Raw genomic sequence first — 15,876 nt, 5'->3', positions numbered from 1 at the left:
AAAAAGAAAGTTCCAAAACCCGAACGGCAAAAAGACAAACCTCATGTCTCCACTGCTCGATTGCTGAGTGAATCGAAATCTAAAAAAGATAAAAAAGCACCTTGAAAGGGCTGGTCTACGACCCCTCAAAAATTCCTTAAATTTAATTTTTAAGTGTGGGGTTACCCCACACTTAAAATTGACAAACCACTAGGTCACATCCTGCACGCTCTCTACAATGGGTTGAGGTGCCCGCTCCCGTTTGAGCAGTGCTTTAGCCTGCCGCAAACTTTCAAATAGCAACCCCTTCAGGTATTTCTGATCCAGCGTTTCCATGCGATAGCGACGGATCTTGGCTTGCAGGATCTCTGCCAGATCATGGCGTCCCTGAGCTTCCAGTTGAGGAATTAATTGCCCATAAATGACGGCAATCCCTGAGTGCTTGATGTAGCACTTTTGAGCCAGTGTTTGACGGGAGAGCTTTTGGTAGGGAAACGCCTGAGTTCGGTTTAAGGCTCCCAGGGCTTCCAGGGTTACAGTTGTGCGCACACATTTCTCGCACTGACCGCAGTTCTGGCGATCGCTCGGGATGTCTGGCATATCGCACACGCGCAGGTTTTGCAGCGCCACATCGCAGTCTGTAATTAACCGGGTTTTGTCCAGGCGCGAATGGGTTATGCCATCGTGAGTGATCCGGAGCCGATGACTACTGAGGTAAGGATCCAGCAGCGGGTGAGTTCCCAGGGGCACCAGGTTCGGAATGTCATTGCCGGAGGCGATGGAAACAGCACTGTATCGGTTTGCAAAGGCGTGGGCGATCGCTATCAATGCAGGCCCGTTGTACGCCTCCTGCCAGAATTTGTAACGGGTGTCGCGATCAATAATGTGGCTGTAAATATTGGTGTAAACGGGAATAAAACGGACTTGTGCAGCAGCCTCAAGCTGCTTAAATTCCTTCACTGCCCGCTCAAAGTTATGGCGTTTTACCCGCTGCACGCCGTAAACCAGAAAGCAGTCCTGAATAAAGCCGGGATGGTCAGGAGGATAACTGAGGTGATTCAGAATTAAGTTAGACCAGGAGTCTACACCTCCTGTAAAGAAGGAAGCCGTACGATGATGGGATACGGGCTCAACGGAGTGTTGCACATCCGCCTCAATCCTAATCTGAGGGTTGCCGATCCCATACCAGTGATGCAGCCATTGAAAGGCAGACTGCATCCCATACTTCAGTGTCGGGCAAACAGCTCCTTCCACAAAAACGCGCTGCTCGCCAAAATACATGGCCGGAATGGCAGCCGCAACCAAAAAAGCATCGGGATTGGCAAAGAAGCCTTCTGCATAAGCGGCAGGAACATCGATGTAAAGCTCTTCCGAAGGCAGCTTGTTATCTTCCCACAGCAATGTTGCTGCTGCGCGCTTCAAATCTCCCCGATCCTCTGTTCGTAGATTTACGACTTTCATCGCGGGCCTCTGCAAAGTTTTTATAAACTGCTGTATTCGAAGTTACAAATTTCCTCCTCCAAAGATTGTGATTTGAGGAAGCCAGGATTAATTCTTCACAGCCTGATGAACCTTCCGTAAAAAGGCTAAAAAATCTGCTGTAAGATAGATTACCTTTCCAGACATTTTTTATCTAGAATTCATGACTTACAGAGACTAGTAGGCTGCGGCCTAAGTTCGCAACCTATGTTTTTGTGTAGGGTGCTTCGCACCCTACACAAAAACATAGGTGATGGATTTCCGCCTCAGCGTACTAGTAGGCTACGGCCTAAGTTCGTTGCCTATTTTTTGTGGTGGGGTGCTTCGCACCCACCACAAAAAATAGGTTGTACACTTCTGCCCCAGCCTACTAGTACTTGACGGCTTACGTTTACCCCTGTTTGAAGGTAGGAGGGTGGTGAACGACTAAAGCGATGCATATAGAGTTGTGGGCTCTATGGTGAGGGGCGATCGCTATATGATCAAAACGTAGCCAAGCAGTTAAAGAATCTATGGATATTGCGGCAGCATTACCGCCGTTTGTCGTGACCTTACGGGAAGGGGTTGAAGCAGCGCTTGTAGTCGGCATCGTGCTGGCCTATCTGAAGCAAGCCGAGCAAAGCCGGCTCATCCCATGGGTGTATGCCGGAATTGCGTTCGGTGTTGGAGCCAGCGTCCTGGTTGGGATTGGGCTCAGTGGGTTACTGGGCTGGCTAGCCGCGAATGAGTCCAGCTATGGGCGTGTCCTGAAATTGGCGTTGGAAGGAGTATTTGGGCTCATCGCGATCGCCCTTCTCAGTTGGATGCTGATCTGGATGACCCGTCAGGCCCGGGCTCTGAAGGGCGAAGTGGAAGGCTCGGTTAATACCTTGCTGCAACAGGAGAATGCAGCGTGGGGAGTGTTTAGTCTGATTGCGATCGCCGTCCTTCGGGAAGGGTTCGAAACCGTACTTTTTCTGGCGGCTCAGTTTACGGGCGGGTGGATGCCAGCGGTAGGGGCGATCGCCGGGCTTGCCGGAGCGGTCATTGTTGGATTTTTGCTCTTTCAACTGGGCATCAAAATCAACTTGCGTCGATTCTTCCAGGTCATGGGAATTCTGCTGTTGTTGATTGTGGCAGGGTTAGTGGTGTCGATGCTGCGGCACTTTGACGGGGCGATCGCAGCACTGGCCCAGGTTGCTCCTCAATATGCCAACCTCTGTTCTAACCCTCAAGGCTCCTGCTTCCTAGGGCCACAGGTGTGGAACTTCAGCGATGTATTGCCTGATAAGAAATTTCCTGGGGTGATTTTGAAGGCATTGTTTGGGTATACCCAGCGGTTGTATAGAGTGCAGGCGATCGCCTACCTCACATTTCTGGGAACTGTGGGCACCCTTTATTTACAAAGCTTGGGTAGCCCTCGCACACCTTCGGTAGATCAACAAAAATCGGCAACCTGAATTGATAAACCAGTCTCACTTCAAAACGGTTTATCCTAAAAGAAGGAATGTTAATGGAACTTAACAGTTCTCCTCTTACCCCAGAAATCCATGAAATGCATTATTAACCGACGCGCTGAGTTCTCCGCCAGTCACCGTTACTGGTTGCCAGAACTTAGCGATGCGGAGAACTTTGCTCGCTTTGGGCTATGCACCAACTCCCCTGGCCATGGGCACAACTACGTGCTCTATGTGGCAATGGAGGGGGATTTGGATGAATACGGGATGGTGCTAAACCTATCAGACGTCAAGCACGTCATTAAGCACGAAGTTACTAGTCAACTCAATTTCTCGTGCCTGAACGACGTCTGGCCAGAATTTCAAGCCATGCTACCGACAACGGAAGCCCTGGCTTTAGCCATTTGGAACCGCCTTGCGCCACATTTGCCGATTGTCAACATTCAGGTTTTTGAACACCCCGAACTCTGGGCCGAATACGCAGGAAACTCTATGGAAGCCTATCTCACCATCAGCACCCATTTCAGTGCCGCTCATCGCCTTGCATTGCCGCATCTGAGCCTGGAAGAAAATACGGAAATTTATGGCAAGTGTGCACGAGTGCATGGACATGGACACAACTACCACCTCGAAGTCACCATCAAGGGCGAGATTGACCCGCGGACTGGCATGATTGCAGACTTGGTGGCCTTCCAGAAAGCTGTAGATGAGTATGTGGTAGAGCCTTTTGACCACACCTTTCTCAACCACGATATTCCTTACTTCGGCAAGGTGGTTCCTACCGCTGAAAACATCGCCGTTCACATCCGCGATCTACTCGAGCAACCCATTCGTACCATTGGGGCCAAGCTACACAAAGTAAAGCTGATTGAAAGCCCCAATAACTCTGCTGAAGTGTTTGGTTTACCTGTGGAAGAAACGACGCATAAGGCAACCGAACAACCCGAACTCGCTAAGATCTAAGTTAAAGAACTCAAATCTATAAAGAGCGGGGTGCTAAGCACCCCGCTCTTTATAGATTTGAGTTCTTTGCAGCGCTTTGCGCTTGAATCAGCCACGGTTATTTTTGTGAGAGCCGCGCGGAGCGCGACTCTCACAAAAATAACCAAGTTTTAAGTGTTTGAAAAGCGCTGAAAGCAGTATCAGCTACCTGAGTGAAACGTAATTCCAACCTGCCGACTGAGCAGATTTTCCTGATTACGATCGTCTGAGGCGATCGCCGCATCAGTTTCCCCTCGACTAATTTCGTCTGGATCAAAGGTTGGACCGCCACTCGACGACTCAGGGAGATCAGTCTCACCCGCTACAACCTCTTCGGGAACAGGATATTGTTTCTTCAAATCGGTCTTATTTTCGTCTGATTGCAGCAGAGACGGATCCGGTGTAACGAAAACAGAGTCTTTGGAGTCTGAAGCGTTTGAGTTCATAAGATTAATCACCAAATACAGCAGCAGGCAGTCATTGGTCTCAAACTAGTAGGCTGCGGCCTAAGTTTGCATACTATGTTTTTGTGTGGGGTGCTTCGCACCCCACACAAAAACATAGGTGATGGATTTCCGCCTCAGCGTACTAGAGCGTGCTCCAATAGCTGAAGGGGATGTTTTTCCATACGATCCACGTACGAAACAATCTCCTGAATCAGGCCCTAGATCTGTCATCAGCAACACTCACACGGCTCATGCAGGCCCATTCTAATTCAGTGCATTCTCGTTAGTGTGGGGAATTCACTACCTGACAAGAATGTGTCAGCCCTACTCTATTAATGCTTTTTCTTCTTATGCTTTTTCTTATGGTGTTTCGACCCTTTCTTCGATTTGACAGGGCTTTCCTGAGTATCGGGCGAAACTCGTTCGAGCAGCGCGGTAGCTCCTGATGCAATGCCGTTCAGTACGGTATCGGACGATGTGTTCATCACGCTTCCAGATTGATCTTTGAGGCGCTGACCAGCATCCCGCAAAACATTCACAACATCCGAAAGACTCAGTGTTACGTCACTCAGCGAAGAGCGAACCTTTTGGGCAGCTTCGCCTACTGAAGACTCCACGCGAGCTGCTTGTCTCCCAGACTGAGCGGTATCCGATAGAGTATCAGAGCCGTCATTCGTTAGATCAGCCTGGTCAGGAATATCCTCTACACCAGCCTTGTTCTTGGTGCTTCCAAAAGTCTTCTCACTCAGGCGTTGAACCGCAGCGTTGGCAATTTCGGCTACCAAAACACTCGCAACCGCTGTCCCAAGTTGCCGTGCATCAACTCCTAAAATATCAATGCCATTGTTCTCATTCTTGTGAACAACGCCATTTTTTTTCAATTTATTCTTACCCATTGTTAGTAATGACACTTTAACTCCTCGAATTATCAGCTTATCCGAGCAACCCGAAGTAGAGCATCTATAAAAAGTTTGGAAATAACAGCAAAGGGGTTAAACTTTCGAGTGAATTGTCAAGATACTTATTCAAAAAGTGGCTCAATTTTCTACAGCATCAAGATGAGCAGGTGTTAGAAAAGCTTAACTAGAAACGCCCATCATCTCCTTTTAGCCAGACGACAAATAACTCTCTATTTCCTAAACTATAGAAGCCATATTCTCGACGAACGGGCGAATGGAGATGTACAGGGAACATGCTGATTTTCTAATTACGATGTACCTGAATCAGATACCGTCGGCGTTGGCTGGATCTGCGTCACCTGATCTATGGACGCAACTTCTGACAACCCTGGTCGTCGGCCTTCTCACAGCATTAGGCTTTCAATTACTGTTGACGAATTTAGGTCTTGTTTTGGGGCTTTCAGCTTTTGGCATGCGTTTCTTCAAAAATAAGGAACGTGCAGAGCCTTTAGAAGCAGAAGAATCGGCATCTGGATCTGGAGCGATCGCTACGACCCTCGGCTTCGGCTTCCTGTTTACCGTCAATATCGTCCTGTTCACAGCCTGTTTCCTCGGCACACGGTTTAGCCAGGTGGCTGAGCCCATGATGGGAGCGATCGCCGGGCTCACCATCTGGTCAGCCTATGTGCTGCTTCTCACATGGCTCAGTACCCGTACCCTCAATTCTGTAGCGGGCTTTATCGTCGACCGGGCAACTGGAGGAGTGCGGTGGGCTGGGGGAGCGATCGCCTCCCTCTTCCGCAATGATGCGTCAGACTCTTTGACGGAAGAAGAAACCGCAGAACTGATTCGTGAAGGGATTCAATCGGCCTTAAATCGTGCGGGTGTTCAACAACTTCTCGAAGCGCAGTTGCAACCGTTTATCGCAGCATCAAGGGTTGAGGCGATCGCTCCAGCCAATGCCGAGGATCAACTCGCCAGAGCAGCCTTCTGGCAACCTATCAAAATCTATTTAACGGAAACAGACTCTAAAAGCCTGACACCTAAACGTATTCAACGCAAACTAGAAACACTTTTTAGAGCTGCTGAAGAGAAACTCCCTGAGAATCAAGCCTTACCCCACTTTGAACCGGAGATATTGCGTCTCTGGCTTGAGCAACGGGAGGATATTAATGCTAAAAAACAGCGGAAAATCATGACGGAGGTTGAGCAAAGTTGGTCAAATTTTGAAGCTCACTATGCCTCTCAACTTCTATCTAACTCTGTTGAAAGTTTAGATGTAGAACCACAGGATACATCCTCATCTTTGCAGGAGAAACTGCAATCAGTTCTGGAACAAACTATTGATAATACCCTCAGTAATTTAGACTTAGCGGAATTACTCCATCGGTCTAAAGTGCCGGTGACTTATGGCATTGGCATTGCTCTCCTTACCTTGGCTGAGGCGTTACCCCGGCTAGCCAAGTCTGAATTATTACCAGAAACTATGCGTTTGGATATGGCTGAAATCAAGCCGTCCTTAGACTATCTCTTAAAGGAAACTCAGGCTAATCTTACAAATCTCGGCCAGTCCTCTTTAGAACAGATGGAGAATATGCGCGATCGCACTCTCCAACCTCTTGAAAAGTTGCAGAACCGCATTCAGGCCCAAGTCGATAGCTTGAAGCGTCAGGCTTATGAACAGGCAGAATCGGCTCAGAGAAGCGCTATTAAGGCATTGTGGTGGTTGTTTGCGATCGCCTCCACTGGAGCTATTTCATCTGCTGCTGCAGGTGTTTTAGCAACGAAAACCTTTTTCTAAAAAAAACAGAAGTTCTATTCTCGTGCGCGTTACGCAGGAAAATAGAACTTCTGGGGTTTGGTTTTAGGAAGGTGCAAGATCTGAAGTGCCTAATTACAAACTAACTTCAGTGAAGCTGCGAAATATTAGCAACTTCAAAGTTGTAAGTATCCCCATGACTCAAGTAGACCACCTTGTCTTCTAATCCTGCGGCTGCAACAGCCGCCTGGAAATCTTCCAGAGGTGACTTAAACACCGTGTAATCATTGTAATGAATGGGAATTGCCACCTTTGGAGCAATGAGCTGCACGGCTTCAAGCCCCTGATTCGCGTCCATTGTCAGCAATATTCCAAACGCTTTGGTGCCACCCAAATGGAATAACCCAATATCAATATTGGGGTATCGTTCTGGAATTTCTTTTAACTGGTCAATCACCAAAGTATCGCCAGTGATATAGAGACAGAACCGGGTATCATTGCCATCTTGAAACTCAAGAATGCTGCCCATTACGGGAGGGAGTAGAGCTGCTAACACTCCCGGACCGTGACGCCCTGGCATGGATGTAATCGTCAAAGCACTATTCCCTTTAAATACCTTTAGACTTTGCCAGGTATTCAAAGCATAAAGCGCTCTAAACCCTTTCTCTTGGAGTTTCTCTGTAGCGTGTTGTGTCGTCACAATGGGAAGGCTCTTATCCAGTTTTGCGACCGCAACGCGATCGAAATGATCCTCATGCATGTGGGAGAGGACAACCAGATCAATCGGGGGCAAAGCATCAATTTCAAGAGCCGGATTGGTCAGGCGCTGCGCTCGCAATCCATGCCCTAGATGCACATGATCGCCCTGATGCAAAAAGTTAGGGTCTGTGAGAATTGTGAACCCGGCATACCGCAACACAACCGTTGCAGTACCGACAAAAAAGATAGAACCCCGCTCAAAATCGAATGTATCTTTTCCGGCAGGTAAACGTAAATGTGCAATGGTGTTTGTCATAGTACAACCGATACCTGCAACGTAGGATTTGACTTTTGCAGAAAGGTAAGGTGGGCGATCGCTTCGATCCATCCTTTCAAGAACCCGTAGGGCGAAGGATAATTGCCTCTACAGTAATAGGTCTTGGAAGTAGCCCCATTCCTTCAGAAAAAGATACCGGTAGCTTACTCAAACAGCCGATTGAAAGCGTCTGCCATAAGGGGTAGTGAACAAGCTCATCCGGTTAAACGGTAATAATTCGCCGCTGGGTAAAGAAGCTCTCAGGAATGTCTTGTTTTTCCCCATCCGCTTGATTCTGAAATAGGACGCTGAAGGAGCCCGCCCCTAATCCATCTTGAGGAAACATGCGGTAGCAAGGGCGTTCTGTTAAATGGGACTGGTAGGACTGCAATGCCGGAACGGGCACCGGAGCGAACTCGGGAAATCGCTCCAAGAACCAATCCATTACCTCTTCATTTTCCTCGGTGGAATAGGTGCAGGTCATATACAACAGATGACCTTGCGGCGCGACTAGAGAGGCCGAATTGGCCAGAATCCGCTTTTGCCGATTGGCATTTTTATTAATCGAAACCGGGTGAAAACAACCGGGAGCCTTTTCACCTTTTGCCAGTACCGATTGGCAGGTACAAGGGGCATCTACCAGCACCAAATCTGCAATTTGTGGAATCTCTTCTGCTAATACATTGGAGTCCACGCTTACCACACGAGCCGGACGAATCTCACAGCGACGCAGATTATAGACCAAAGCCCCAATGCGCTTGTTGGTTACTTCATTGCACAGCAACAACTCCGGTTGAAACATGCGCCATGCAAAAACACTTTTGCCGCCGGGAGATGCACACATATCAAAGACGGTGCGAACCGGAGTCGCGATCGCCCCCATGGCTGAGGCCGCAAACACCGACGATAGATCCAGACTGTAGAAATGGCCTTCCTGGTGGAGGGGATGCTGGCCGATTTTGTCCTCTTTTACCCGATCAACAAAGTCGGGTTGCCAGGAAAGAGCGGGGGCGATCGCAAAGGGCATTTCCTCGGGGCGCGGCTTACACCACAGAATGCAGGACGGGTAGTCCTGTGGATGGGTCAATGCATCCACAAACTCAGAACGGCTCTCGTCTTCCGAGAACAATCGTTTACTTAATTTCAGCAGGAGATTAGAGGGTGCAGCCACAGTAAGCCCAGAAGGAATTCAGTAATTTATGATATCTGGCCGCATAGTTCTAAAGGGTCGATATGACGTAAAGTGCCACGCCAACCCTTTCAGAATTAGTCAGACCCATTGGATGGAACAAGCGATCCAGTGATTTCAGCTCGCCATGCTTCATTGTCGTGCAGTGAAAGCACAATGCGCTTGTAATAATTATCGCGAACATCAATGGTCAGCACCGAAGGCTTGGTCACATACCAGAACTCTCGGCCCCGCTCAGTGTAATAAGTTCCTGCTTTGATCACACCCGGGAGGGACGTGCCAGGGGCACGGAGTTCTCGCCAGGTGCTGAGAGGGAGGTCAGTGCTGACCTGGGCAATGTGATTCAGGGGAACCTCAATGCAAGAACCCAGGTGAAACGACCATAGCCGTTCGTAGCCTTCTAAATGAATGTAGAGATGAGTGGGATTAAGTGTCAGATACATCGTTCGAAATTAATAAGGTATTAGGGGAGGGGCAGCACCTCCGCTTTTTCAAGCAGCAAACGGGCAATTTCTGCAGCAGAGTATCCTGTGGCATCCACTGAATAGCGCGACACGGTGCGCCGTTGCAGGTCGTATTGGTAGGTGCGATCGTAGTAGAACAGCATCAGCTCGAAGGCTTCGGCAAAGCGGTGTTGCTGGAGGAGGTCGATCGCCTCCTGAGTTCTTGCTCCGCCTAAGCGCTTACGAATACGCTCTGTCGCCGTAATCAAACCCTCCAGGGGGGCCTGGGCGTACAAATCCACTAACAACACCAGTCGCTCAGATGTGGGGCGAACCACTTCCAAAATGGGAGCGTGATCCATCTGATCGAACAGAGCATTTGGAACCCGGCAGAGCCCAATGCTCTTGCTTTCCGCCTCAATCCATACCCGTCGGTGTGGGCTAAACGTTGCCCATTGAAGCGCGACCTGATTTTCAAATTGCTCATTGGTCGGCTGGGGCGGAAGCATCAGTGACCCAAAGCTGCTGCCTCGGTGATGGGCCACATCTTCTAGATCCAACACCTGCTCCCCCGTTTCCGCTAAAGCATGCAAAATGTCAGTCTTGCCCGTTCCCGTCATGCCTCCCAGAATGACAATCGGACGTGGTTCCTCAAAAGTCTGTAAGGCCCAGCGACGGAAGGCTTTGTAGCCACCGATTAAGGTCGTTACCTGAAAACCTGCCATTTCCAGAACCCAGGCTACCGCCCCACTCCGCATACCACCACGCCAACAATGCACTCGGATACGGCGATCGCCCGCCAACGCCTTCGCCTGCTGAATAAATCCTGCAAATTTGGGGCCAGCGATCGCAAACCCCAACTCCACTGCGGCATCTCGCCCCTCCTGTTTATAGCAGGTGCCGACCTGTGCCCGTTCTGCATCTGTAAACAGCGGAAAGCTAATGGCTCCAGGGATGTGCCCCTGCGCATACTCTGATGGGCTCCGAACATCTAGCACAGGGCCAGCAGCAGAGAAAAATTCTGGAAATGGAAGGGAATGCACCATAGGGAAGCAGCAAAGGAGAATAGACTTTAGCTATTTTGATAATTTCAAAAAATTTTTCTAAGATTAGGTAGCATACGTGCAATTTCTATTAGAAATCAGGAGTCAAATGAAAAAGCGTACTCTGCTGATCCGCATGGTTTAGACAGTGCCTCAAGTGACTTAAATCTTCTAGCAACTGCGACGCCGCGTGAAAGTGGTTGGAATTTTCTTGTATAAAACTCATCAATCCATTAACGGTTAGTAAGCCAACAGAGGGTAAAAGCCACTGTTCTTGGCAACCTTTTATATCTTCATCAATTAAATCTTCTAAATACTCTTCACTAACGCTGATCATTTCACCAAGTGGTAAAAGTTGTAGCTGCCTTGCAACATCATCCAATTTCTCGAGATGATGAGCCAGTGTCTTGCCACATATATCCCATCCATCAACACCTGAAACGTGCGGGTTAAACGTAATAAATAAAGCATATCCCATATAAATAAATACTTCTTATAGGCCAACCTGCTCGCCATTTTTATCAGATCTATTGTGATAGTGTCACGGTAAAATTCGTTGCTGATTCTGTGACATACCCGATCAATTGACTGTCCGAATAGCCCTGCTGGTGGAGAGCAGCGAGGCAAGATTGTGCCCGATCGCCCTCCACTCCCGCTAGCAAGCCACCCGAAGTTTGCGGGTCAAACAGAATTGGAAATAGGGGATGGGCCATGGCTTCGGAAAGGTTGGCGATCGCCCCCTCCACCTTTCGGTTCTGCCCCTGAAGTGAACTAAAAATTCCTCTCTGAAGGGTTTCCTGCGCACCGCCTAAAACTGGAATGGCATTCATATCCAGCGTGACGGACACTTGCGAGGCACGCATCATTTCCAACAGGTGCCCCAACAAGCCAAATCCGGTGATGTCGGTGCAGGCCGTTGCACCATAGTCCAGAAAGCATTGAGCCGCAGCCTGGTTGGAGGTAAGCATGGAGGCGATCGCCCCCTCAATCCAGCGCCCTTTCGCCTTCAGTTGCATATCGGCAGCAAACAGCGTGCCCGTTCCCAATGGCTTCGTCAAAATGAGAGCCTGGCCGGGGTGTAGTCCACCTTTGCGGAGGAGGCGATCGCTCTCCGCCAGACCATTACAGGTGAGCCCAAAGGCCAATTCTGGCCCTTCAGTGGTGTGACCGCCCACCAAAGCGGCTCCAGCTTCATGCAATACCTCCGTGGCTCCTGTCAGCAGGTGATAGAGCTGGTCTTGCACTTTCTGGTCGGGGGCATAGGGGAGAGTGGCGATCGCCAGCGCACTCTGCGGCTTCGCTCCCATCGCGAACAAGTCACTCAAGGCATGGTGAGCCGCAATCTGCCCAAACAAGTACGGATCAGACACAAGGGCGCGGAAGTAATCTACCGTTTGCACCAGAACTTGGCCCGGTGGCACTTGCAATACCGCAGCGTCATCACTGCTCTCCAGTCCAAGCAGAATGTTGGAATCTTCGAGGTGCCTCTGTTCCTGGCGGATACGAGTCAGAACATTTTCAAGAATTGAACTGCCCACTTTGGAGCCACACCCGGCACAGCGCATGGCAGGCTCTAACGTATCAGCAGATTCGGGAGCGCTATCGGACATGGATTTCAGATCACTAAACTTGTCCATGAACTTGCGATCAATGCGGTCCTTCCATTGCCAGATCCATTTTGCAGGGCCGATGCCCAAGGCCCCGCGAGAAGCCACAGCCGTTTCATCACCAACCCCAATCAAAATCAGGAATTGTTTTTGTGGCACAAAGGGTTTTAGAGGCTGGTTTTCCAGCGCACGGCGCAGGTTTTCCGTCAAGGGTTTGCCCTGCCGCACCGCAAATACCCCCGCCTTGGGTCGTGGATGGGCCTGCATGGTCGCTACATCTCCTGCCCCAAACACCTGCGGATGGGAAATTGATTGCAGACGATCGTTTACCAGCAAAAAACCGCGCTCATCGGTAGCCAGTCCAGCTTCCCGAATCCAGGGAGTAGCCGCCGCCTGAGTGACCCAGAAGAGGCGATCGCACTCCACCTCCAACCCCGAGGCACACCGCACCCAATCCTCACCCACCTCCTCCACCGTCTCCCCCAGGTGCAGCGCAATCCCACGCTGCTCCATCACCTGTCGCATCTTGCGCCGTGCCCAACGACCCCGCTCCGGCAGCAATTCCGGGCTGCGCTGAAACAAATGCGACTCCAGCCTGTCCGGTTGCCCAGCCTCCCGATAAATTCTTTGTAGATGAGCCTGTACCGCCAAGCTCAATTCCACCCCTCCGGCACCACCGCCCACAACCCCAACTCGCAGAGGCCGCTGCGGATTCTGTTCCACCTCCGCCACCAACCGATCCCAGTAATCTAAAAACTTCGAAATCGGCTTCGCCGGAATTGCGAACTTCTCCGCCCCTGGAACCGTCGACACCGCAGGGGTGCTGCCAATATCCAACGACAGCAGATCAAACGAGACAGGTGGATGATGCTCACACAGCACCTGATTGTTCACCAGATCGAGAGCGATCGCCCGAGCATGAATCAACCGCACCCCGGCAAAAGTTGCCAATCGCTGCAAGTCAATATGGCACTCATCGAAGGAATACAACCCTGCCAAATACCCCGGCAACATACCCGAATAGGGCGTATGCATTACATCGGTAATCAGCGTCACCCGCACCCCATCCAGCGGCTGCATGCCAAACGACTTGAGGGCGATCGCATGACTGTGCCCTCCACCCACCAGCACCAAATCCTTCCCAGCTACCGACGACCCCTGCATATCCCTCCCAACAACCTCTACCACCTGAAAGAGTGGCACAGCCACCTTTCTAAAAAGCCACTCAGCACCAGGAGAGCATTCTACCGAAGCCATCCAGACTCACCCCAGACTCCTTCCGGGGGTTTGGGGGAGTTAGGCCCCCAAAAAGCAGGGGTTTGGGGGGAAGTCCCCCGGCCCAGCGGCCAACACTCCACACCCATCCTCCTCCAGCATAACGAAGCCCCCAAAAACTCTCTCAGGGCCTACAAAGCCCGCTAGCACATAGCATATGTTGGGTAGGATGAGGTGCTTCACACCCCACCCCATCCAACATCGGTTGATTTCGGCCATACTAGACATCCTTCCGTGCTTCTCCGAAGAGATTTCCCCCCCTCCAACGGGCACAATAAATCCAGACATCAGAATCGGAAAAACGCACATTGTTCAATCCCCACGGTGCGGCCGCCTAAATTTTTAGTCCTCTATTTATTCCTCACTCCTATTCTTCACTCTCCTTCTCAAAGGCTCTACCATGGCTTCTTCTGATCTCCGAGTTGGCTGCTACGCACCCGACTTCGAACTCCCTGGCATTGATGGTGCCGTACACCACCTGAGGCAATACCTCATGCGGTTTCAAGGAGTTGGCGTCGTTTTTCTCAGCTATGACTGCGCCCTCGTGTTGCCAGCACTCCAACATCTGATGGCAATCCAACAAGAATTTTTACCCAGCGGTTTCACCCTCATCGGTATTGATGCTAATACCGAACCCCAACCCTTGTCCGATCGCCTGGATGCCATGGCCACTTTCGCCCGGCAGCAAAATTTGTCCTTTCCCTACGTCCGAGACGAAACCCAGGAAGTCGCCGAAGCCTTTGGGGCAACCCACTCCCCCGAAGTTTTCTTGATTGATCAGTCCGGAATGATTTCTTACAGTGGTAGTGTTTGGGGACATACAGGGGAAACAGAACAGCCTTTCCTGAGGGAGGCGATCGCCGCTCTCCTTCAAGGTCATGCTCCGGCTATTCACTATACTCCGTCCTACGGGTGCCCCCTTCAATGGCGAGCCCGGTAGACTTCTGCTTTCATCCGGATGTCCGATGGTCAGCTTCGACTGTTATCTTAAGTTGGAGCTACTCCAAAAACAAAAATTCATGTTAAAGGAAACGCGGTTGTCGCCATGGAGAAGAAATATCAGCGGGTTCTACTCAAGCTGAGCGGTGAAGCCCTTATGGGTGACATGGCTTATGGAATTGACCCGACTATTGTTGATAACATTGCCGAGGAAATTAGCGAAGCCGTGACATCAGGAGTTGAAATCGCCGTGGTCGTAGGCGGTGGAAATATCTTTCGCGGGATGAAAGGAGCCGCTGCCGGGATGGAGCGAGCTACCGCCGACTACATCGGTATGATTGCCACTGTCATGAATGCCATGACCCTACAGGATGCTCTGGAACGAAAAGGCGTCCCCACCCGCGTTCAGACTGCTATCGAAATGCAAGAAGTGGCCGAGCCTTACATTCGCCGCCGAGCCATTCGGCATCTCGAAAAAGGCCGCGTGGTAATTTTTGGAGCGGGGTCGGGCAATCCCTTCTTCACAACTGATACCACTGCTGCGCTGCGAGCCGCCGAAATCAACGCTGAGGTTGTTTTCAAAGCGACCAAGGTGGATGGGGTATACGACTCAGATCCGAAAAAGAACCCCAATGCCAAACGTTATCAAACCCTAACCTACAGCCACGTTCTTGAAAAAGACCTGAAGGTGATGGATGGAACTGCGATCGCCCTGTGCAAAGATAACAATATACCTATCATGGTATTTGACCTGTCTGTGCAGGGGAACATCCATCGCGCCCTCTTAGGGGAGCCGCTAGGAACGTTAGTTGGAGGCTCTTGTGAAGTTAGCTGAGTTCGAAGACCACATGCAAAAGACCATTGAAGCCACTCAACGGTCTTTTAATACTATCCGTACGGGGCGGGCGAATCCGGCTCTATTGGATCGGATCACCATCGACTACTATGGTTCCGAAACCCCTCTCAAATCCCTGGCTAATATCAGCGTGCCGGACTCCAGCACTATCCTGATCCAGCCCTACGATCGCAGCTCCATGAGCAGCATCGAAAAGGCCATTTCCCTTTCGGATATTGGTCTGACACCCAACAATGATGGCACCAACATTCGGCTCAACATCCCACCGTTGACCACCGAACGCCGTAAGGAACTGACCAAAATTGCCGCCAAGTACGCTGAAGAAGGCAAAGTCGCCATTCGCAACGTCCGCCGCGACGCCGTTGACAGTGTCCGCAAGCAAGAAAAGGCCAGCGAAATCTCCGAAGACGAAGCGCGAGATTTACAGGACAGCATCCAAAAGATGACTGACAAGTTTGTTGGCAAAATTGATGCGCTTCTTAAAGACAAAGAAGCTGACATCATGACGGTTTAAGCAATCGTATTCGCCA

General features: G+C 50.5%; 15 protein-coding genes. 6 read left to right on the top strand and 9 right to left on the bottom strand.

All coding sequences use genetic code 11. The features are described from left to right. Positions 1-189: 189 nt before the first annotated feature. Entirely contained in the window at positions 190-1,440 is a 1,251-nt protein-coding gene (locus tag NDI52_RS27590) for a hypothetical protein (protein ID WP_190770087.1), read from the bottom strand. A gap of 530 nt (positions 1,441-1,970) precedes the next feature. Between NDI52_RS27590 and NDI52_RS27585 the strand changes: the two genes are divergently transcribed. Both NDI52_RS27585 and NDI52_RS27580 read left to right on the top strand, forming a co-directional pair. After that, positions 1,971-2,897: an FTR1 family protein gene (locus tag NDI52_RS27585; protein ID WP_190770088.1), complete on the top strand. Its 927-nt coding sequence runs from the start codon at positions 1,971-1,973 to the stop codon at positions 2,895-2,897. Between the two features lie 90 nt (positions 2,898-2,987). Then, on the top strand, positions 2,988-3,857 hold the full coding sequence (locus NDI52_RS27580; RefSeq protein WP_190770089.1) for a 6-carboxytetrahydropterin synthase: 870 nt from the start codon (positions 2,988-2,990) through the stop codon (positions 3,855-3,857). Between the two features lie 179 nt (positions 3,858-4,036). Here NDI52_RS27580 and NDI52_RS27575 read toward each other — a convergent pair whose 3' ends face one another. Continuing rightward, positions 4,037-4,321 carry a hypothetical protein gene (locus NDI52_RS27575; RefSeq protein ID WP_190770090.1) on the bottom strand — a complete coding sequence of 95 codons (285 nt, stop codon included), beginning with the start codon at positions 4,319-4,321 and terminating at the stop codon, positions 4,037-4,039. Positions 4,322-4,653: 332 nt separating this feature from the next. Continuing rightward, positions 4,654-5,217, bottom strand: coding sequence for a hypothetical protein (locus NDI52_RS27570; RefSeq protein WP_190770091.1), 564 nt, complete (start codon positions 5,215-5,217; stop codon positions 4,654-4,656). Positions 5,218-5,500: 283 nt separating this feature from the next. Between NDI52_RS27570 and NDI52_RS27565 the strand changes: the two genes are divergently transcribed. Next, positions 5,501-7,021: a hypothetical protein gene (locus NDI52_RS27565; RefSeq protein ID WP_190770092.1), complete on the top strand. Its 1,521-nt coding sequence runs from the start codon at positions 5,501-5,503 to the stop codon at positions 7,019-7,021. Between the two features lie 106 nt (positions 7,022-7,127). On the opposite strand, the gene NDI52_RS27560 is transcribed toward NDI52_RS27565, so the two are convergent. The 6 genes from NDI52_RS27560 to selD form a co-directional block, all read right to left on the bottom strand. Next, a complete protein-coding gene (locus tag NDI52_RS27560) occupies positions 7,128-7,994 on the bottom strand; it encodes an MBL fold metallo-hydrolase (RefSeq protein WP_190770093.1) in 867 nt (288 codons plus the stop codon). A 223-nt stretch (positions 7,995-8,217) separates the two neighbouring features. Next, positions 8,218-9,165 (bottom strand): RsmB/NOP family class I SAM-dependent RNA methyltransferase, encoded by a 948-nt coding sequence (locus NDI52_RS27555; RefSeq protein WP_190770094.1) that lies wholly within the window; start codon positions 9,163-9,165, stop codon positions 8,218-8,220. A gap of 95 nt (positions 9,166-9,260) precedes the next feature. After that, entirely contained in the window at positions 9,261-9,626 is a 366-nt protein-coding gene (locus NDI52_RS27550) for a hypothetical protein (RefSeq protein WP_190770095.1), read from the bottom strand. Positions 9,627-9,646: 20 nt separating this feature from the next. Next, the gene (mnmH, locus tag NDI52_RS27545; protein ID WP_190770096.1) at positions 9,647-10,672 is read right to left on the bottom strand and encodes a tRNA 2-selenouridine(34) synthase MnmH; all 1,026 of its coding nucleotides are present in this window, start codon (positions 10,670-10,672) and stop codon (positions 9,647-9,649) included. Positions 10,673-10,760: 88 nt separating this feature from the next. Beyond that, complete coding sequence (locus NDI52_RS27540; protein WP_190770097.1) at positions 10,761-11,147, bottom strand: hypothetical protein; 387 nt, start codon at positions 11,145-11,147, stop codon at positions 10,761-10,763. A 49-nt stretch (positions 11,148-11,196) separates the two neighbouring features. Further along, positions 11,197-13,533, bottom strand: a complete 2,337-nt coding sequence (gene selD, locus NDI52_RS27535) for a selenide, water dikinase SelD (RefSeq protein ID WP_242035963.1) — start codon at positions 13,531-13,533, stop codon at positions 11,197-11,199. A 418-nt stretch (positions 13,534-13,951) separates the two neighbouring features. On the opposite strand from selD, the gene NDI52_RS27530 reads away from it, so the two are divergent. From NDI52_RS27530 to frr, 3 genes are all read left to right on the top strand, one after another. Then, entirely contained in the window at positions 13,952-14,491 is a 540-nt protein-coding gene (locus NDI52_RS27530; RefSeq protein ID WP_190770099.1) for a redoxin domain-containing protein, read from the top strand. A 105-nt stretch (positions 14,492-14,596) separates the two neighbouring features. After that, positions 14,597-15,325: a UMP kinase gene (gene pyrH, locus NDI52_RS27525; RefSeq protein ID WP_190770100.1), complete on the top strand. Its 729-nt coding sequence runs from the start codon at positions 14,597-14,599 to the stop codon at positions 15,323-15,325. Next, positions 15,312-15,860: a ribosome recycling factor gene (gene frr, locus NDI52_RS27520; protein ID WP_190770101.1), complete on the top strand. Its 549-nt coding sequence runs from the start codon at positions 15,312-15,314 to the stop codon at positions 15,858-15,860. Before pyrH ends, frr begins: the two co-directional genes overlap by 14 nt. The last annotated feature ends 16 nt before the right edge of the window (positions 15,861-15,876 follow it).

The organism is Leptolyngbya sp. PL-A3, from assembly GCF_039962325.1.
Lineage (GTDB): Bacteria > Cyanobacteriota > Cyanobacteriia > Elainellales > Elainellaceae > Vacuolonema.
This window is presented reverse-complemented; position numbering and strand designations above follow the sequence as displayed.